The organism is Streptomyces nogalater, assembly GCF_039532885.1.
Classification (GTDB): Bacteria; Actinomycetota; Actinomycetes; order Streptomycetales; family Streptomycetaceae; genus Streptomyces; species Streptomyces nogalater.
Genome location: NZ_BAAASM010000009.1, coordinates 164,972 through 180,891 on the forward strand (window position 1 = coordinate 164,972; position 15,920 = coordinate 180,891).

At 71.6% G+C, this 15,920-nt stretch carries 26 protein-coding genes; all 26 read right to left on the minus strand.

Annotation, left to right across the window (positions count from 1 at the left end; genetic code table 11):
* Nucleotides 1-48 precede the first annotated feature (48 nt).
* Complete coding sequence (locus tag ABD350_RS08680; protein WP_344347227.1) at nucleotides 49-795, minus strand: hypothetical protein; 747 nt, start codon at nucleotides 793-795, stop codon at nucleotides 49-51.
* Between the two features lie 772 nt (nucleotides 796-1,567).
* Entirely contained in the window at nucleotides 1,568-1,714 is a 147-nt protein-coding gene (locus tag ABD350_RS08685; protein ID WP_344347229.1) for a hypothetical protein, read from the minus strand.
* A gap of 131 nt (nucleotides 1,715-1,845) precedes the next feature.
* Complete coding sequence (locus ABD350_RS08690) at nucleotides 1,846-2,214, minus strand: hypothetical protein (protein ID WP_344347230.1); 369 nt, start codon at nucleotides 2,212-2,214, stop codon at nucleotides 1,846-1,848.
* Nucleotides 2,215-2,331: 117 nt separating this feature from the next.
* Nucleotides 2,332-2,712 carry a hypothetical protein gene (locus ABD350_RS08695; protein WP_344347231.1) on the minus strand — a complete coding sequence of 127 codons (381 nt, stop codon included), beginning with the start codon at nucleotides 2,710-2,712 and terminating at the stop codon, nucleotides 2,332-2,334.
* 81 nt (nucleotides 2,713-2,793) lie between these two features.
* The gene (locus tag ABD350_RS08700) at nucleotides 2,794-3,009 is read right to left on the minus strand and encodes a hypothetical protein (RefSeq protein WP_344347232.1); all 216 of its coding nucleotides are present in this window, start codon (nucleotides 3,007-3,009) and stop codon (nucleotides 2,794-2,796) included.
* Between the two features lie 318 nt (nucleotides 3,010-3,327).
* Nucleotides 3,328-3,603 carry a hypothetical protein gene (locus ABD350_RS08705; protein WP_344347233.1) on the minus strand — a complete coding sequence of 92 codons (276 nt, stop codon included), beginning with the start codon at nucleotides 3,601-3,603 and terminating at the stop codon, nucleotides 3,328-3,330.
* Nucleotides 3,604-3,672: 69 nt separating this feature from the next.
* Nucleotides 3,673-4,020, minus strand: a complete 348-nt coding sequence (locus ABD350_RS08710) for a hypothetical protein (RefSeq protein WP_344347234.1) — start codon at nucleotides 4,018-4,020, stop codon at nucleotides 3,673-3,675.
* Between the two features lie 255 nt (nucleotides 4,021-4,275).
* Nucleotides 4,276-4,641 carry a hypothetical protein gene (locus ABD350_RS08715; RefSeq protein WP_344347235.1) on the minus strand — a complete coding sequence of 122 codons (366 nt, stop codon included), beginning with the start codon at nucleotides 4,639-4,641 and terminating at the stop codon, nucleotides 4,276-4,278.
* 197 nt (nucleotides 4,642-4,838) lie between these two features.
* Nucleotides 4,839-5,291: a hypothetical protein gene (locus tag ABD350_RS08720; protein WP_344347236.1), complete on the minus strand. Its 453-nt coding sequence runs from the start codon at nucleotides 5,289-5,291 to the stop codon at nucleotides 4,839-4,841.
* Nucleotides 5,292-5,320: 29 nt separating this feature from the next.
* A complete protein-coding gene (locus ABD350_RS08725; RefSeq protein ID WP_344347237.1) occupies nucleotides 5,321-5,506 on the minus strand; it encodes a hypothetical protein in 186 nt (61 codons plus the stop codon).
* A 73-nt stretch (nucleotides 5,507-5,579) separates the two neighbouring features.
* A complete protein-coding gene (locus ABD350_RS08730; RefSeq protein ID WP_344347238.1) occupies nucleotides 5,580-6,203 on the minus strand; it encodes a hypothetical protein in 624 nt (207 codons plus the stop codon).
* 93 nt (nucleotides 6,204-6,296) lie between these two features.
* Nucleotides 6,297-6,680: a GNAT family N-acetyltransferase gene (locus tag ABD350_RS08735; RefSeq protein ID WP_344347239.1), complete on the minus strand. Its 384-nt coding sequence runs from the start codon at nucleotides 6,678-6,680 to the stop codon at nucleotides 6,297-6,299.
* A gap of 74 nt (nucleotides 6,681-6,754) precedes the next feature.
* On the minus strand, nucleotides 6,755-6,961 hold the full coding sequence (locus tag ABD350_RS08740; RefSeq protein WP_344347240.1) for a hypothetical protein: 207 nt from the start codon (nucleotides 6,959-6,961) through the stop codon (nucleotides 6,755-6,757).
* A gap of 82 nt (nucleotides 6,962-7,043) precedes the next feature.
* Nucleotides 7,044-7,958 carry a DUF6197 family protein gene (locus ABD350_RS08745; protein WP_344347241.1) on the minus strand — a complete coding sequence of 305 codons (915 nt, stop codon included), beginning with the start codon at nucleotides 7,956-7,958 and terminating at the stop codon, nucleotides 7,044-7,046.
* 88 nt (nucleotides 7,959-8,046) lie between these two features.
* Complete coding sequence (locus ABD350_RS08750) at nucleotides 8,047-8,424, minus strand: hypothetical protein (protein ID WP_344347242.1); 378 nt, start codon at nucleotides 8,422-8,424, stop codon at nucleotides 8,047-8,049.
* Nucleotides 8,425-8,506: 82 nt separating this feature from the next.
* Nucleotides 8,507-9,241 (minus strand): hypothetical protein, encoded by a 735-nt coding sequence (locus ABD350_RS08755; RefSeq protein WP_344347243.1) that lies wholly within the window; start codon nucleotides 9,239-9,241, stop codon nucleotides 8,507-8,509.
* Nucleotides 9,242-9,329: 88 nt separating this feature from the next.
* Nucleotides 9,330-10,127: a M48 family metallopeptidase gene (locus ABD350_RS08760; protein WP_344347244.1), complete on the minus strand. Its 798-nt coding sequence runs from the start codon at nucleotides 10,125-10,127 to the stop codon at nucleotides 9,330-9,332.
* Between the two features lie 83 nt (nucleotides 10,128-10,210).
* Nucleotides 10,211-10,759 carry a hypothetical protein gene (locus ABD350_RS08765; protein ID WP_344347245.1) on the minus strand — a complete coding sequence of 183 codons (549 nt, stop codon included), beginning with the start codon at nucleotides 10,757-10,759 and terminating at the stop codon, nucleotides 10,211-10,213.
* Nucleotides 10,760-10,903: 144 nt separating this feature from the next.
* On the minus strand, nucleotides 10,904-11,359 hold the full coding sequence (locus ABD350_RS08770) for a DUF2958 domain-containing protein (RefSeq protein ID WP_344347246.1): 456 nt from the start codon (nucleotides 11,357-11,359) through the stop codon (nucleotides 10,904-10,906).
* Between the two features lie 124 nt (nucleotides 11,360-11,483).
* Nucleotides 11,484-12,179 (minus strand): hypothetical protein, encoded by a 696-nt coding sequence (locus ABD350_RS08775; protein ID WP_344347247.1) that lies wholly within the window; start codon nucleotides 12,177-12,179, stop codon nucleotides 11,484-11,486.
* Between the two features lie 143 nt (nucleotides 12,180-12,322).
* Nucleotides 12,323-12,925 (minus strand): hypothetical protein, encoded by a 603-nt coding sequence (locus tag ABD350_RS08780; protein WP_344347248.1) that lies wholly within the window; start codon nucleotides 12,923-12,925, stop codon nucleotides 12,323-12,325.
* Nucleotides 12,926-13,039: 114 nt separating this feature from the next.
* The gene (locus ABD350_RS08785) at nucleotides 13,040-13,339 is read right to left on the minus strand and encodes a hypothetical protein (protein WP_344347249.1); all 300 of its coding nucleotides are present in this window, start codon (nucleotides 13,337-13,339) and stop codon (nucleotides 13,040-13,042) included.
* Nucleotides 13,340-13,365: 26 nt separating this feature from the next.
* Nucleotides 13,366-13,830: a hypothetical protein gene (locus ABD350_RS08790; protein WP_344347250.1), complete on the minus strand. Its 465-nt coding sequence runs from the start codon at nucleotides 13,828-13,830 to the stop codon at nucleotides 13,366-13,368.
* Between the two features lie 143 nt (nucleotides 13,831-13,973).
* On the minus strand, nucleotides 13,974-14,921 hold the full coding sequence (locus ABD350_RS08795; protein ID WP_344347251.1) for a hypothetical protein: 948 nt from the start codon (nucleotides 14,919-14,921) through the stop codon (nucleotides 13,974-13,976).
* 123 nt (nucleotides 14,922-15,044) lie between these two features.
* Nucleotides 15,045-15,521, minus strand: coding sequence for a hypothetical protein (locus ABD350_RS08800; RefSeq protein ID WP_344347252.1), 477 nt, complete (start codon nucleotides 15,519-15,521; stop codon nucleotides 15,045-15,047).
* Entirely contained in the window at nucleotides 15,518-15,913 is a 396-nt protein-coding gene (locus tag ABD350_RS08805) for a hypothetical protein (RefSeq protein WP_344347253.1), read from the minus strand. Before ABD350_RS08805 ends, ABD350_RS08800 begins: the two co-directional genes overlap by 4 nt.
* Between the last annotated feature and the right edge of the window lie 7 nt (nucleotides 15,914-15,920).

Below are 15,920 nucleotides of genomic sequence, written 5' to 3' on the forward strand. Positions count from 1 at the left end.
GGGGCCGGCCCCGCCAGGTCGAGTGGCGGGGCCGACCGGTGATCCGGGTCAGTACCGCGAACGCGCGGAGCAGCCGTACGCGTTCGGCGCCAGGTCCACCAGCGCGGTCCACTCGCCGACCTCCCCGCACACCGTGCACACGCCCATCCCCGCCGCGTCGTCGGCGTGCTGCCGCCCGATTGCCCGCACCTGGTGCGCCCGGGTGTTTGCGGTCTTCACGGACGACGGGACGACGCCCAGCGCCGTGCGGCCGGCCGGCGTGAGGGTCACGGACTGGCCCGCGTACAGCGACGTTGCGGTGTCCACCGTGATGAGCCGGTCGCGGAGCAGCGCGTTGAACACGTCGCGGCGGACGCGGTCGCCCTTCGTGTTGGCGATCCGGAGCGGGGCCCCGATGTGCGACTCGCGGACGGTGACGCCGCCGGCGGCGATGAGGGCCAGTGCGCGCCGCCGGGCGGTGGTGAGCTTCGGGGCCTTCGGGGCCTCGGCCGGTGCCGTCTCGACGACCGGCTCGGCCGCGGCCGGCGCGGTGGGGGCGAGGGCTTCACGCCCGGCCTGGGTGAGGGCCCAGACCTTGACGTCGTAGCTCATGGTCACGCCGGCCACGCGGCGGGTACGAGTGCCGACCTTGACTTCCTCGATCAGGCTGGCCCGGTGGAGGCGGTTCTCGGTGTTGCCGTTGATGGTGCGGTAGTCCTTCTCGCCGCGCAGCCAGGCGATGACATCGCCGCCAGCGACCAGCTCCAGCGCCTCGTGGTCCTTGGTGGTGAGGGTGATGGTGTTCGTGGCGTTCATGTCCGCGTCTCCTTGGGGCGTTCCGTCTCGGTGTAGCTACACGATAAAGGGTTTGTGTAGCTACACGCAAGTGGTGGTGGAAAGTCGTGCTGCCTGTCTCCCCTCGACCGGGTGACGGACGCACGGCCGGTCAGTAATCCCCGACGAAGCCGTACATGTCCGGGGTATCGCCACAGCACGCCGGGCACATGCACCGGCGGGTCTGCTCCCAACCCGTGCACGGTCCCGGCTGGCCGGGCTCACCGTGCTCGTGCGCCGGCGCGCCCGGGCAGGGCGGTCCCGGCTCCTCACACTCCGACACGGCCTGCTGATGGCGCTCGCACCACGTCCGCATCGCCGTGTCGAGCTGGTCGTCGCCCTTCGCGCCGGCGTACCGCATGGACTGCCAGTCCCACGGGTATAGCGCCTCAACGGGCGGGGGAGGGCGCGGGACGTTCGGCCGAAGAGGTCGCGGCGACATGTCCGCACTATCAGCTCTCCGGCACCAGCGCCGACACGGGGAGCCACCAGTGCGTGTGGTGCGCGCCCCTCGGGTAAAGGGCGCGAAGGGGTCAGTTCGTCCGAACCCTCCGCAAAACGAAGCACGGCACCGCACCCCTCTGCAAAGGGTGGGTCCCTGTGTACAGGGACGCCGTGGCGGTGCCGCACTTCTTGTTGGAGTCAGACCAGAGGCCCACCTCGAAGGTTACGGTCGCCGCCGCCGTGGCCGCCAGTCCTGCCGACTGGATGGGACGCCACCGCATCAACTCCGCGGACACTTAGCTGATGCTCGCTAGGTGCCGGCCGGAACAGTGGACGTCGAGGTGTACTCCTTGCCGTTGACTGTCACGTGCGCCATCGGGCCCAGGTTCGTGTCCGTCCAGGTGGTGGTGGCGGTGGCGGTGAACACGGCGTCGATGGTGTCCTGGTTGAGTGTCATCGGGTGCCCCCTTCGGTTCTGTGTGTAGCTACGGACTAGTCGTTCATGTAGCTACACGCGAGGCCGGTCCGGACATGGAAACGCCCCCCCCGGCGAGGTCGAGGCGCCGGGGAGCGTAGGGGGGGTGGAGGTCAGCCCTCCGGGCAGGTGCACGGCACCGGATCGTCGGCGTACGCCGCAAGCGTCAGCGCCAACTGCTGCTCCCGGCGGTCCGCCTGAACCCGTAGCTTCGCCGCAGCGGCCGGAGCGCGGGCCGCATCGAACTCCTCGGCCCGGGCCCGCAGGCGGGCGACCAGGAGTCGTTCGGCGGCGATCTCGGCCGCCCGGGCGTACGCGGCGCACGACCAGGAGGTGTAGATGGCTGCTCCGGCGGGCGTACGGGCGGTGACCCGGCGCTCCTCGCCGGTGTAGAGGACGCGCAGCGGCCGGCGGCAGGGGGTCATGCCGGCGGGCAGCTCCACCGTCCCTCCGTCGCGTAGGGCCTGCGTCGTGGTGTGCATCGGACTCCTTCCGCCCGAGGCGGCCGCTCCGCCCCGTGTAGCTACAGACTAAGGGGATGTGTAGCTACACACAAGCGCCCCCGCCTGGTCGAGTGGCGGGGGCGCAGCGATGGGCGGTCAGTCCTCCGGGCAGGAGCACGGTGCCGGGTCGGCGGCCCAGTCCGCTATTGCGACGGCATGCCGCGCCTCCATCCAGTCGGCATTCCGGCGCGCCTTCTGGGCCTTGAGCGTCAGATCACGCTCCTCGTACTGCTTGGCCCGGGCGCGCACCTTCGCGACGGCCGCGCGCATCGAGTGCACGTCTACGGCCCGGCTATACGCGGCGCAGCTGTAGGAGGACCGGATCTCGCGCCCGGCCGGGGTGGTGCCGACGAGGATGTACCGGCTCCCGTCGTACGTGACGGCTTCCGGTCGACGGCAGGGGATCATGCCGGCGGGGAGGTCGACGGTCGAGCCGGACGGGAAGGTGACCGTCGTGGCGTCGGTGTTGGTGCTCATGCGGTGCCCTTTCTCGGGGTGCGGTGGGCGTTGGGGCGGCCGGGGCCCCGGTCTGGTCGAGTGACCGGGGCCCCCGGGGAATCAGACGCCGACGAATCGCGGCGTGATGGCCGGGCGCTCCTCCTCGAGGCGGCGCTCGACGTCGATGAGGATCGCGTGGGCGGTGTCCTCCTCGAAGCACAGCAGGAGGTCAACGATCAGGTCGGTGGCCTGTGTCCGGCGGGTCTCGCCGCGCTCGCCGGGGACGGTGGCGGTGTAGGTGTTAAGGGCGGCGCGGGCGGCGGTCGTCTCGGGCATTGTGTTCCCTTTCGCTGGCCCGGGGGCGTTCCCCCCTGGCGTGTAGCTACAGACTAAGGGGTTATGTAGCTACACGCAAGCGAGAATCTGCCCCGGCCGCACGTACCGAGAGCGGCGCACGCCTCGCCGGAGCCGGCGCTATGACCCTCGCAAGGCCGGCACATAGCCGACTCGCGGCCAGGACGGCGCGCGCGACCCCCTGTGGCGCAGCCGGAATCTCCGGGCCGCACACGGCCGTCAGGGCCCCGCCGGTGGGGCGCAGCGAGCGGTAGGCACGCCCCGGCCAGGTTGAGTGACCGGGGCGCGCGGGGTGGGCACCTACTCGGTCAGGCCGAGCCGGTCGTTGAGGTGGCCGGTGGGCAGCGCTCGTCCGGGCTTCATCTCGCCGCGCACCGTCCCGAAGGCGTACAGCCAGCCACGCACGTCGTGCTCGACGACGTACCGGCGCGCCCGGTCGACGTTGTCCAGGGCCTCCTGGTGCGTCGCGTACGGGCCGAGCAGCAGCTTCGCTCGGTCCTGGTAGCGGGCGCTCACGTAGAAGCCCTGCTCCCCGGCCTGCTCGGCGGCGGGGGTGGTGTGCTGGTCCGTAGTCACGACTCCTTGGGTGCGTGTCGGGGCGCGGCCCGGTCAGGTCGAGGGACCGGGCCGCGCGGAGTGTTCGAGTCAGGCGGCGAGCGCCATGCGGGCGACCGCGTCGACGTACTCGGCCTTGCGCGGCTTGTAGTGCGCGCGGAGCACGGCGACCTGTGCCGGGGTGTAGTGGTGGCGCACCTTGCCCGGGTGGCGGCCGTTGCGGCGGTTGTTGACCGTGCGGACCGGCTTGACGTCGAGGCGCTTGGCGACGGTGCGCAGGGCGCTGGCCACGCCCTTCGCGGTCTCGGCCGGGACACCCGCGGCGATGGCGTGGGTGGCGATCGAGCGCGCGCGGCCCCGGCGGAGGGCGTTGACGAGGCGGGTGGCGGCTGAACGCTCGCGAATGACGCGGCGGGCGATGCGGCTGTGCTTGATCATGTGCGCCTCCTGGGCCGGTCGGACGGGCCGTCCCCGTCCGTGTAGCTACACTCTAAGGGCCTGTGTAGCTACACACAAGGGGGTGGGCGGCCAATCGGACGCCGACGATCAGTGCCGCCGTGTGTCGCGGGTGGGTCTGGGGCCGTTCCCGGGCGGATGGCGACGCCCCCCGGCCTGGCGGGGCTGGGGGGCGTGGCGAACGGTCCGGGGGTGGCCGGCCCCGCCCGGTCGAGTGGCGGGGCCGGTGGTCGACGGTCAGGCGATAGCGCGCCGCGTGTCGCGGAGGAACTTGCGCAGGGCCTCGCGCTGGATGTGGTCGGCCTCGTTCGTGAGGCCGTCGGTGCTGCGCGTCGGCGCGGTCTCGAGCAGGGTCTCCGTGGCGTCCTCGCGGGCCTCGCGCAGTGCGGCGACCGGGTCGGTGCCCCGCTTGATCGCGCGGGCGACCTGGCGCCACGGCTGGGCCTCGGCCTCGGCGACCATGACCGGCTTGAGGATGTACGGGGTCAGCGCGGCACCGGCGGTGATGGACGCCGTGAAGTCGGCGCGGACGTCGGCCTCGCGGGCGAGGGCGACCTCGGCGCGGGTGGTGATCTTCTCGGCCAGGCTCTGGGGCTCGTTCATTTCGGTTCCCTTCCGGGGTTGCGGGGCGGCTCATCCGCTCCGTGTAGCTACACCCTAAGGGAATCGTGTAGCTACACGCAAGTCCGGTTCGGACGGGAATCCAGCGTGCCGACGCCCGCCCCGCCGGCCGACCGTGCCGGCATACGCCGGCGGCCCCGACGCCGGATCGCGTCGAGGCTGCCGGCCGGGAGCGGGCGTTACGCGCCGGCCGCGTCCAGCGCCGCTATCTCCGCGGGGATCGCCAAATCTTCCGCCGCCAGCGGGTAGCACGCGACGCACCCGCTGGCGTTGCACAGGTGGCCCACCTCGTCATCCCAGTACGTGCGGTGCGCGACCTCGGCCGCCGTCTCCCAGTCGTCGCCCTCGGTGAACTCCGGCCGACGCTCCGCCCAGCGGCCGAACGCCTCGCGCAGACCCGCCTGAAGGTACCCGTCGGTCAGGCCGTGGTACTTCACGGTCGAGACCCACGACGCCCGGACGTTGTCGTATGCCCGGCGCGACCAGTCGTGTCCGGTCGCCGGGTCGATGTCCTCGAGGGCCACGCCCGACTCGATGCACAGCGCGGTGCGGGCATCGGCCATCGACGTGCGGTTGTCGATGTCCCGGCTGTGGTTGGCGTAGTGGAACATGAGCAGGGTGGAGCGCTTCACGGTAGTGGCCTTTCTCGGGCGGTGGTGGGTCAGGCGTCCTGGTGTCGCAGCTGGGTGAGCAGCTGGGCGGACGGCTGGAGGTAGGCGTTCAAGCAGCGAGGGGCGATGCACGCCCACCAGGTGCCGGTGAAGCGCTGCTCCGGGGTGCGAGCGGTCCGCGGCGACATGGGGCCGTGCTGGGTGCAGGTCGGGCCGGTGGTGGCCGTAGCGGTCATGTGGTGGCCTTTCTCGGGGTGTGGATGGTGTGCAGGCGTCGGGCCCCCCNNGGGGGGGGGGCCCGACGGCGGGTCAGGCGCCGGCGTCCTGGTCGTACTCGGCGATCAGTGCCCTCAGGTCGTCCACGCGGCCCTCGCTCCAGGCGGCGACCGCGTTCCGCAGGAACGTCTCGCGGCGGACCTGCGTGGGCCAGTTCGGCTCGGGCCAAGCGGTGATTGCGGCGCGCAGTAGGCGGGCGAGCTGAACGACGGCGGACCAGCCGCGGGCGTAGAGCGTCGACTCGGACTCGTAGCCCTTGTTCGAGTGGAGCTGCACGCCCGGGTATGCCTGGTCGAACCGGTCTTCCAGCGGCACCTTCGACCAGGCAATCACCTCGTCAATGGTGGTCGGCTTGCCGTGGACCGCTTCCAGGGCCAGGCCCCAGAGCTTGACGAAGTCGCTGCGCTCGGCGAGGCCGACAGCCGATCGCAGGGCCGCGGCTGGTACCGGCCCGTCGGGGGTGTCGAGTTCGACGACGACCGCGCGCATGCCGCGGACGCGGGCGTTTGCGGCGTCAAGCAGGTCGATCAGGTCGGGGATGACCGTGTGGGCGTCGACCTCGACGACCCGGCCGCCGTGGCGGTTCATGGGGGTGATCAGGTCGGCGATGAGCTGGGCGCGGGGGGTGCGGATGAGAGAGGGTTCTGCGCTGGCCATCCGGGGTTCCCTTTGTTCAGGCGGGGCGGCCCGCCCGCCCCGTGTAGCTACAGACTAAGGGTGCATGTAGCTACACACAAGCCTGGCGGTGGGTCACGGAACGCGGACCATGCGACGGGGGGAGCCCTCATCTGGGGCGGCCCGGAAGCCGTGCCGGCTGTACCAGGCGGCGAGCGTGTCGGCCGTCAAGCCCTCCTCCCGCGGCCAGTTCTCAAGGACCGGGGTGTACGGCTCGGCCGACAGTGCGATCTGGGCGCCGGCGTACTCGGCGACGACGGCCTGAAGGAGCACGGTCGCCAGGCCGCGGCCCCGGTGTTTCGGGTGCACGCCGATCTCGGCGAGCCAAATCTCGTCGCCGCGCTCGATGACGTCCGCGTACCCGATCAGTAGGTCGCCGGCGTACATCAGGAGCCAGGTCTCGGACGCCTCCGGATCGGTCTTGCGGACGATCCGGGGGGTGGTGTCGGTGGTGTCCATGCGGTGCTGCCTTCGTGTCGGGCCCGCCCCTGCCCGGTCGAGTGGCAGGGGCGGGTGGGTGGTCGGGGCGGGGGTCAGCCGGCGTACGCGTGGAGGGGGATCTCCAGGCCCATGCCGGGGAAGGGGAGTTCCGCGACGAGCCGGCGCCGCTCCTGACTGGCGGCGTAGCGGCGCTCGGCCGCGGGCTTGATGCTGGCCGGCATGCGCTGGTCGAGGGCGGTGGCCTTGCGGGCGGCGGCAATGAGTGCCGGGGAGATGAACGGGATGTCGGTCGCGGGCATCGGGGTCCTTCCGTCTGGGCTGGGGGTCCCCTTGGTGTGTACCTACAGACTAAGTGGGCGTGTAGCTACATGCAAGTCCGGTTCAGAAGAAAGCCACCTGCCCCGGCTCCGCCGGCACCTCGTCCTCAATGGCGCCGGCGTCCTCGACGGCCGGCACGGCCGCACGGAACGCCGCGACGACCCTTGCCGTCGTGACCCCCGACTTGTTCCCCCAGGCGAGTACGACCGCACGCTGGAGCGCCTTCGTGTCGTAGTCGTTGCGGGCGTTGACGGGCCGGCCGGCGACGTGTTCGGCGACCAGGCGCAGCGCGGTCGGGGCGGCTTCCCGGTAGGCGTCCCACGCCTCGGGTCCGTCGGACGGGTATGGCTTCGCCGCGACCAGCGCGCGGTCCAGGGCGTGCAGCATCGTGCACGGGGCGCTCTCGACGTACCCAGGGCCATGCGTGAAGTGGTCGGCACTGTGCCCGACGTCCTCGAGATGCCTGGCCGCCCACTCCAGCACCGCAGCCACGGACGCCGGCCGGATCCGACGCGGGGGTCGACCCGGCCGTGTGGCGGCCACAGCGGCGTGTTCGGCATAGAGGGCGGCCTCCCGGAACAGCGCGGCGGCTTCGGCGCCCGTACGCCCGCCCTTCATGCCCCACTCGTGCACGATGAAGCGGCGGTGCTTGTACTCGTCGACCCGGAGCCTGTCGTGCAGTACAGCGCCGCCGGCCGCGAGGTCGGCGAGGGCGTCGAGGGCGAGGCGCCGCGCGGCGTACAGAGCGTCGTAGTCGTAGCGGCGGGCCGACGACTGCCGGCCGTCGCCACCGGCAACGTCGAGGGCGCCGAGCATGCCCGGGCGTAGGAGTGCGGTCGTGGTCGTCGAGCCGTCGTACCCGAACCGCTTGCCGTCGCGGCCGTCGTGGAAGCCGCGGACCTGAATGTGGGCGGCGGCCCAGTTGAGCAGGTCGGGGGCGTTCGTCGGCAGGACCGTGCTCTTGGCGCTGTAGTGCATAGGTGCCCTCCGGGGCGTTCGTCGGGGTGTGTGGGGCGGCCGCCGCCCGGGCGCGGTCGAGGTGCCCGGACGGCGGCGTGTGGGGTCGTCAGGCGGTGAGCTGGCGGGTGGGGGCGGGGACGATCAGGGCGAGGTCGTCGGCCGGCCAGGGGTCGCACACGTCCCAGGGGTTTGTGTCGCCGAGGTTGACGACCGGGCCGTCGTGGTCGGCGAGGTTCGCGCAGGAGCCGCAGCCGCAGGTCGGGTCGTAGGGCATCGGGTGCGCCTCGTAGCTCTCATTGAAGTACTCGGTAGTCAGCAGGCCGTGCTGCCCGTAGTTGGGGAGGGTGGCGAGGACGGTGTCGCCGGCGGCGACCTGGTCGGCCCGGGCGATGCGGGCGTGGACGGGGTCGACAAGGAGCGGGGGCTGCTCCTCGGTGTCGGGGAGGTTGGTCACGATCACCGGCAGGAACTCGATGCAGGTCACTGGATGACCCTTCCGTCGGGGGCGGTCCGTCCGCCCGTGTAGCTACAATCTAAGGGTGTGTGTAGCTACACGCAAGCCCGGATTACGGGAGGGCCCGGACGAACGCCGCGGTGGCGTCCTGTCGATGCCTGCGGGCCGCCCGGCGCGCCTCGTCAGCGCCGTCGTACGTGCCCGTCCAGCGCCGGCACGTGCAGCTCGCCGCACTGCTGCGGTCGTACACCATGCCGGCGCGACGGCCGGGTTTGTTCAGTCCGACCGTGCCCGTCATGCCGATGTCCGCCGGCCGCACGTACCCGGCCGGCGCCGAGGCCCGCGTCCGATGGTCGGCGGCGAGCATCGCCAACCGGGCCGCGAGGGGCACCCGCACCGGCACGCGCGTCTCGACGAGGAACCCGTTCGATGTCGCCGAGTACGGCGCGCCGACGCCGACCAGGCCCCGGTCGATGAGCCTCTTCGTCGCGGCCGGCGGAACACCGTGCAGACCGGCGCGGATGCGGCCCACGTTGATCCGGAACTCGGGCTCGGCCTCCATGACCAGGTAGGAACCCGACCGGGCGTCAATGGCCGCCAGGTCGGCGCGCACGGTCTTCGTGATGTTCCCGACCGGCGCCGTCGGCTCGAGGGTGATCGTGCACCTCTTCGGCGTGATGCCGCCGTCCCAGATGTCCCACTCGATGATGACGCCGCCCGTGCGGGTGGCCTCGACCGTGCAGCCCCGGCGCTTCACGGCGCGGCGCAGCAGGGTGATGGCGTGCGGCTCGGTCGCAGTGCCCGTCTCGGTGTTGCCGTGCTTGCCAGTGATGGTTTCGGTGAACACCGGCTCTCCTACGCGGTGATGGGGCGGTGCGCCCGCCCTGTGTAGCTACACTTTAGAGGGTTAGTGTAGCTACACGCAAGGAGTGATGTCAGCGGCCGGTGACGTCGCCCATCCACAACGTGCGGCCGTACTCATCCCGGTCCCGGCGGACCCGCTCGTAATCCGGCATGACGCGCCGTACGACCGTCCAGAACTCCGGGCCGTGCGGTCTGCCGGGCGGCCGGGTGGCGTGGGCCAGCTCGTGGAGGAGCACGTACCGCGCCATGCCGAGGGGGAGCTGGAGTGTCTGCCAGGCGAGGGTCACCCTGTGGGGCGCGTGCTGGTAGACACCCCAGCGCCTCCTGCCGATGTCCGCCACGCGTAGCGCCGGGAGGGGCTGCCGGTACGTCATCCGCGACCAGAGGGCCGGCGCCTCCCGCTGGAGCCACGCGGTGCCCTCGCGGCGGTACCAGTCGATGATCGGCCGGGCGCCGTGCTTGGCGAGGTCGTCGCGGTAGGCGTGCAGCCGCCAGCCGTAGACGCTGGTGTGCACCCGGTCCACCGGGCCGCGCCCGTCGAGGACCCGGAGCCGCTCCGGGCGGCCGAGCCACCGGAAGCCCTCTCCGCTGACGAGGTTCACGGTCGGGTGGTCGGGGGCGACCGCGCGGGCCTTCAGGGCGGCGCCTGCGATCCGATCCTGCATGCGTCGGACGTCGGCGACGACGTCGGCCGGCTGTGTGCCGGCAGGGACGGCGAGGGTGACGGCCTGGCCGCCCGGCTCGATGGTGGCGCCAAGCGTCCGTCTGCGGGTGCTGACGCGGACCTCGACGGTGTAGGCGGTTAGGAGGTCGGCGTCCCGGAGCGCGGCCTTGATCTGGCCGGCCAGGGGCGGGGTGGTAACGCTCACGTGTGGTGTCCTTCGAGGTGTTGTCGGGCGGGGTGCCGCGCCCCGGGCAGGTCGAGGACCCGGGGCGCGGCGGCGGGGCGGGGTTAGGCGCGGGTGTCGGCCCAGCGGCGGCCGTGCCGCTTGAGCAGCCCCGCGCGGTACGCGAACTCTGACGAGTCCTCCACGGTCCGGAAGCGCAGGCCGTCGTACACGGGGTGGCGGAACGTGACGCCGACGCCGCCCCTGTCGTTCGGCACGGACTCATCGAACCCGTGGACGTTCAGCTGCGCGCCCTCGATGTCCGTCCCGGTCGCGTGGGAGATACCCCACGCGGTCGCCGTGACGTGCACGAAGTCCCGGTCGTAGGGCTCGACGCGGCGGGCCTTGATACCGGCGCGCAGGGTCTTGCCGAGCCAGTAGGCGAACTGCTGCCCGCGGTGCAGGCTGTAGTGGTACAGCGCGCGGCGCAGGCCCTCGGCGACCGCCTGCTCGTAGCTGGGGCCGTAGGTGATGAACGGCAGCAGCTCCTCGCGTATGACGGCCATCAGGGCCATGCGGTCGACCGGGCGCTCCCGGCCGTCCACCGCGACCGCGACGGGCAGTGTCCGCTGCAAGTGGGTGAGGTGCAGGTCCTTCTCGTGCTCTCCGAACATGAGGCCCTCCTTGGGTATCGGGGCGGCCGTTCCGCTCCGTGTAGCTACAACCTAAGGGCTGCATGTAGCTACACGCAAGGCGTCGTTGCCTCGTCAGAGAGTGGGTGCGCCCCGACTGGCGGACGGTCGGGACGCGGGCTGCGGTCAGTCGGCCGGCCGGCACGTTGTGCATGCCTCGTCCCGGCAACGCATCCGCCGGCGGCCCGCCGGCAGTACCTCGTGTGCCGGCGCCGGCGTGAAGCTCAAGTCGCGCTCGACGAAGTTCGGCAGGCCGCGCGCCGACCGGAACGACTCCAGTGCGGGGAGGTCGATGTACCCCCACTCGCCCTGGGAGTCGTCGGCGCCGAGGCGGGCCCAGCCGAACGCCTTCCCGCTGGCATGGTCGAACTCGACGATGTACCAGTCACCCCAGGCGGCGAAGTAGTGGGCGTGGACGGTCTTGTGCTCGCCCGGCGTGCCGTCGGTCCCGTACAGCGACGGTATCGCGTGCAGCGCCTTTGCCGCCGGGTAGAAGGCGTGACCGCGCTCGCGGCGCCAGACCTCGGGGGTGAGGGTGACCTCGAGCCTACGGGGGGCGTTCTCGGTGTTCTGCTCGGCCATGTGGGGCCCCTTCACGGGTCGGTGGGATGCCGGCCCCAGGTGATCGGGGTCGGTGGTGCATGGGGGGTATGGGGGCCGCGCCCCGGCAGGTCGAGGGCCGGGGAGCGGCGGGCGGCGGGGCCGGTCAGGGGCGCTCGCGCCAGTCGACCTCTACGCCGCCGTAGTAGTTGACGTGGAAGTAGTCGACCGTCGCGTCGGAGCCGTCGAAGTTGTACCAGCCGTGGATCTTCTCGAGGGCCTTGATGATCCCGCGCAGCTCCGCGTTCGGGACCCAGCGCGGCTGCCCCCAGTTGTCCGTCTCCCGGACGTAGCCCCAGCCCTTTTCGGGGAGGTTGTAGATACGGACGTCGATGGAGCCGCCCCCGGCGAAGTAGTCACGGGTGACGGACACCTTGATGGTCTTCGGCATGGCGGCCAGGGCGCCGAGTCCGTCGACCACGGCGACCTCCGTGCCGGTCGCGGCGCCGAGCTTCGCCTCGACCTTCCGGGCGAGCTTGATGTCCGCACGGATCCGGGCCGCTATCTCGGTCAGGGAGAGGGTCTTCACCTCCTCGTACCTCTCGCCGTACCAGACCTCGGGCAGCCGGTAGCCGTACCAGGCGCCGGCGCTGTCCTTGTCGCCGGTGATCTCGCCTTCCTTGCGTGCGGCCTCGATGGCGCGGTCAAGCATGCGCTCGGCCGCCGCCTTCTCCCCGGCCCCGGTGCGCGCGTGGAAGATCAGGTTCTCGAGCAGCCAGACCTTCTTCATGGCCCGGTCCTTCGGCTGGACCTTCGGGTCGGTGATCCGGGTGCGGGGGGTGTTTGCGGTGGCGGTGCTCATCCGGCGTGTTCCTATCTGATCAGGGGCTTTCGCCCTGGCGTGTAGCTACAGACTAAGGGGGGTGTGTAGCTACATGCAAGGAGGTTCGGGGCAGAAAAAAGGGCGCCGGCGCGGTCGAGTCGCCGGCGCCCCCAGGGTTACCGTCAGTGCGCGCTGCGCAGGCGCGCCAGGTCGGACGGAGTCATGTCCGGGGTGTGTACGCCCAGGTCGCGGCGCAGCTGCTCCCACTCGCGCCACTGCACGGTGCGGGCGTCGGCCACGGGCCTCGCGCTCGGTCGGTGCCAGGACTGCCCGCCGAAGACGACCCGATTGCCACACCCGTTCGGGCAGGGGCCGTCGTAAGCCGGCCGGGCGCCCGCGCGCTCCTTCTCGAAGCCCTTGCCCTTGTGGTCGAACCCGATCTGGATGACACCGCCCTCGGTGGCGACGTACACGCACTGACGGCACTTCCAGCAGTGGGCGGAGTGGGTGAAGCGGACCCCGGTGATGGTGACCGTCCACCCTTCGCGCTTGGCCTGCGGCAGCGGCGAGGGCAGGACGCCGATTTCCATCAGGGTTGTGAAGTTGGCGCCCCAGACGGCCGGCGGGGTTGCGGGGCCGGCCAGGGTCGCCTTGCCGGAACCCTTGCACTGGCCGTAGTTGTCCACGGCATACGGGAAGTCGTGGGCGTCCGCGACGCCGTCGGTCGCGACCTCCGTCGGCATCAGGCAGTGCGAGCAGCGAGCCTCGGTGGTGGTGTTCTGCATGGCGACCCCTCCTGGGGGGTGTTGGTGGGGCGCCCGGTGCGCCCCGTTGTGCTTTCAGCTTGCCCGTACATGTAGCTACACGCAAGGCTGGTAGACCTCCTGATCTGGGAAAACTCAGTCGGTCGGCGTGCCGTAGCCCTCGTGGTGGTGGTCGGTCAGGCACGGCCGGCAGTGTGACTGTCGGCAGATACGGCACCGGGTGTCCGCCGGCCGGCCGCAGCCGGCGCAGGCGTCAGGCAGCGCGTTGACGAAGGCGGCCTTCGTGCGCCAGACCTTGCGGCAGTCGACGGTCGTGCACCGGATCAGGGAGTACGCCGACGGCGTCACCCGGTAGCCGTTGAACGCGGAGCGGTTGAAGTTCCGCTGCACGACGACCCACTGCGGGCGGTGTGTGCGGTCCTTGCACGCGTGCATGGGGTTCCTCTCGGGATGTGGGGCGGTCAGTCGGTCGTGTCGGCGTCGACGCCATGTGCGGCAAACCAGTCGGCCCGGGCCGTGTCGAACGCGCCGCACGCAGCGATCAGGCGGCGGGTGATGGTGCTGCGTTCCTCGGTGAGCGCGTGCCACTTCTCCTCGCCCCGCACCCGGGCTGCCTCGTTGCCGGCCTTGATGGCGCGGGAGATGGCGCCGGCGGCGTAGTTCGCGGCCTCGCTGGCCCGGTGGTTCTCGGCGACGTAGTGCTTCATCAGGTCCGAGGCGGTGTTCTGACGCTCGCCGGCCGGGTTGCGGTAGTAGCGGCGCCGGCCGGCGGCCTTCTCGCGGGCGGCGTCGATGGCGGCCTCCGGGTCGCCGGCCAGGTCGGCGAGTTCGGCGATCAGTTCGGCGATGCGGCCGTCGATGTTCTCGGTGGGCTCGTTGCGGTCGTTGTAGGCGACCAGGGCGGCGAGGGCGGCGGCGCGGGACATGGGGGTTCTCCTTCGGTCGGGGGCTCGGCGCCCCGTCGTGTAGCTACAAATTGCCCTAGTTGTGTAGCTACATACAAGTCCGTTCGCGAGAAAAAATGCGACCGCCCCGGCCAGGTCGAGGAGCCGGGGCGGTCGGGGGCCGGTCAGGTGCGGGCGGCCTTCCGGGCCCGCGCGGCGGCGCGCCCCTCGCGGTAGCCGACGCAGTGCTGGCAGGTGAGGTCGGCGCCGTCGACGAAGCGGTACTTCGTTAGGCGGTTGTTCTGGCCGCCCGTCCGGCACAGCGGATAGACGTGGGTGTCGTCGCTCCCGGGCGCCACGGTGTGGATCTCGCCGCCCATGACGGCGACACACATGCGCAGCGTGTCCTCGTCGGGGATCTCGAGGTGCTCGCGCCAGTCGGCGTCCAGGGCGTCCCTCCAGCAGCGGGCGGCGGTGCGGCCACCCTCGGCGTGCAGGCGGGCAGCGTGGGCGGTGACCGCGGCCTGCCGGTCGGCGGGCAGGGCGTGGAAGCTGAGGCTGTCGCTACGGTTGCGGGGCTCGGTCATGCCGCGCGGGCCGACCGGACGGTGCAGGCGACCGATTGCGTCGCCGGCCTCCTCCTTGGTGGCGTAGAAGCCGACGATGCCGTCCTTGCGCTGGGCCTTCGGGGACCACGCGGCGAAGCCGCCACGGGCCAGGTTGGCGCCGGTCTCGTCGAAGATGGTGCCGATGTGCTTCTGGTCGAGCCACACGTCGTACTGGGGGCGGTCCCCGTCCTTGGTGATGACGATGATGCCGGTGGCGGCCTCGACGACCGTGGCGGGCAGTTCCTCGTCGGTGTTGTCCGGCTTGTCGGCGGGCTGTCCGGTGGCGGCCTTGGTGACACAGCGCGCCTTCCAGGCGGCCAGGTTTCGCCGCAGGACGGCTGTGGAGCCGAAGGCGTTGCTGTCGCACTCCACGCGGACCGTCTTCTCGGTGACCTTGGTGACCGTGCCGGTGCGCCAGACGTTGTCGCCGCCACCGAAGCCGTTGTTGGCGGTAACGAACCGGACGCGGTCGCCCTTGTGCACGTTGGCGGAGTCGACGGGCTCGAACGTCTCGGTGGTGTCCACTGGATCCTCCTTGGTGTGGGGCGGTCCGCCCTCTATGTGTAGCTACACTCTAAGGGGGTGTGTAGCTACATGCAAGCGGGGGAGGTGAGAAACGCCCCGGCGGGATGCCGGGGCGTCGGGCACTTACCGCCGACCGGCGGGGACGCGATCCTCGGGCCGGTACACCCGGATGGGGTCCGGAACCGACTGCCACGCCGGCCGGCGACCCTCGCGGGCCCGGGTCACGGTCAGGACGGCGTCCGTCGGGGCGATCGAACCGGACACGAACAGCTCGCCGGCGAGGTACCGCAGGGCGTCCCGCCGTACGCCGGGGAGGACGGGCGCCCCCCGGTCGTACTCGGCGCGCCACGCCCGCCACGCCTCGGTGGGCACGTCCACGCTCCAGTGCATCCGGGCCACGATCCGGCCGGCGATGACTCGCGCCGGCCCGGTGGGCACCGTGTAGAACCAGACCCCGCACTCCTCGACGCCCGGGATGGACTCCCACACGCACGACAGGTACGCGGTGAACTCCCACGGGGCTCGGGCAGGCTCGTAGCCGGTGGCGTCCACCCACGAGTCCAGCCCGACGGACCAGTGGGTGAACAGCCGGCACCTCATCCGATGGCCTTCTGCAGCGTCGACGCGATCCGGGCCGAGCGGTGCGCGGTGGAGATCAGGTGCAGGAGGTCGTCGCCGGCGACACCCTCGGCGTACTCGACGTCGTACACGGACGGCCCGCACAGCTCGACGACCAGGCCCTCGGCCTTACGGAGTTCGGCCGTCGCGGCCTCGAGGGCCGTCCGCAGGTTCCGGCGGAGCCGCTCGCACGCCTCGCCGTGCATCACCTCGGCCCCGGCACGCTCGAACAGCCGGTGGGCTTTGGCCCGGTCGCCGAGCTGCTTCTCGAGGCGCTCGCATATCGACCACCGGTCACTGGCCGGCGTCGACTTGAGAAGGCGGATCAGCTCGAACTCGGCGGTGGGAACCTCGGCCGGTATCTGCGTCGTCATAGGTGTG

Bases quoted from the DNA above. Each gene is read 5' to 3' on its own strand.
- ABD350_RS08695 (WP_344347231.1), bottom strand. From the start codon at position 2,712: ATGAGCACCAACACCGACGCCACGACGGTCACCTTCCCGTCCGGCTCG.
- ABD350_RS08785 (WP_344347249.1), bottom strand. From the start codon at position 13,339: ATGCACGCGTGCAAGGACCGCACACACCGCCCGCAGTGGGTCGTCGTG.
- ABD350_RS08780 (WP_344347248.1), bottom strand. From the start codon at position 12,925: ATGCAGAACACCACCACCGAGGCTCGCTGCTCGCACTGCCTGATGCCG.
- ABD350_RS08775 (WP_344347247.1), bottom strand. From the start codon at position 12,179: ATGAGCACCGCCACCGCAAACACCCCCCGCACCCGGATCACCGACCCG.
- ABD350_RS08745 (WP_344347241.1), bottom strand. From the start codon at position 7,958: ATGCACTACAGCGCCAAGAGCACGGTCCTGCCGACGAACGCCCCCGAC.
- ABD350_RS08730 (WP_344347238.1), bottom strand. From the start codon at position 6,203: ATGGCCAGCGCAGAACCCTCTCTCATCCGCACCCCCCGCGCCCAGCTC.
- ABD350_RS08715 (WP_344347235.1), bottom strand. From the start codon at position 4,641: ATGAACGAGCCCCAGAGCCTGGCCGAGAAGATCACCACCCGCGCCGAG.
- ABD350_RS08740 (WP_344347240.1), bottom strand. From the start codon at position 6,961: ATGCCCGCGACCGACATCCCGTTCATCTCCCCGGCACTCATTGCCGCC.
- ABD350_RS08790 (WP_344347250.1), bottom strand. From the start codon at position 13,830: ATGTCCCGCGCCGCCGCCCTCGCCGCCCTGGTCGCCTACAACGACCGC.
- ABD350_RS08765 (WP_344347245.1), bottom strand. From the start codon at position 10,759: ATGTTCGGAGAGCACGAGAAGGACCTGCACCTCACCCACTTGCAGCGG.
- ABD350_RS08680 (WP_344347227.1), bottom strand. From the start codon at position 795: ATGAACGCCACGAACACCATCACCCTCACCACCAAGGACCACGAGGCG.
- ABD350_RS08685 (WP_344347229.1), bottom strand. From the start codon at position 1,714: ATGACACTCAACCAGGACACCATCGACGCCGTGTTCACCGCCACCGCC.
- ABD350_RS08710 (WP_344347234.1), bottom strand. From the start codon at position 4,020: ATGATCAAGCACAGCCGCATCGCCCGCCGCGTCATTCGCGAGCGTTCA.
- ABD350_RS08725 (WP_344347237.1), bottom strand. From the start codon at position 5,506: ATGACCGCTACGGCCACCACCGGCCCGACCTGCACCCAGCACGGCCCC.
- ABD350_RS08690 (WP_344347230.1), bottom strand. From the start codon at position 2,214: ATGCACACCACGACGCAGGCCCTACGCGACGGAGGGACGGTGGAGCTG.
- ABD350_RS08770 (WP_344347246.1), bottom strand. From the start codon at position 11,359: ATGGCCGAGCAGAACACCGAGAACGCCCCCCGTAGGCTCGAGGTCACC.
- ABD350_RS08735 (WP_344347239.1), bottom strand. From the start codon at position 6,680: ATGGACACCACCGACACCACCCCCCGGATCGTCCGCAAGACCGATCCG.
- ABD350_RS08800 (WP_344347252.1), bottom strand. From the start codon at position 15,521: ATGAGGTGCCGGCTGTTCACCCACTGGTCCGTCGGGCTGGACTCGTGG.
- ABD350_RS08805 (WP_344347253.1), bottom strand. From the start codon at position 15,913: ATGACGACGCAGATACCGGCCGAGGTTCCCACCGCCGAGTTCGAGCTG.
- ABD350_RS08700 (WP_344347232.1), bottom strand. From the start codon at position 3,009: ATGCCCGAGACGACCGCCGCCCGCGCCGCCCTTAACACCTACACCGCC.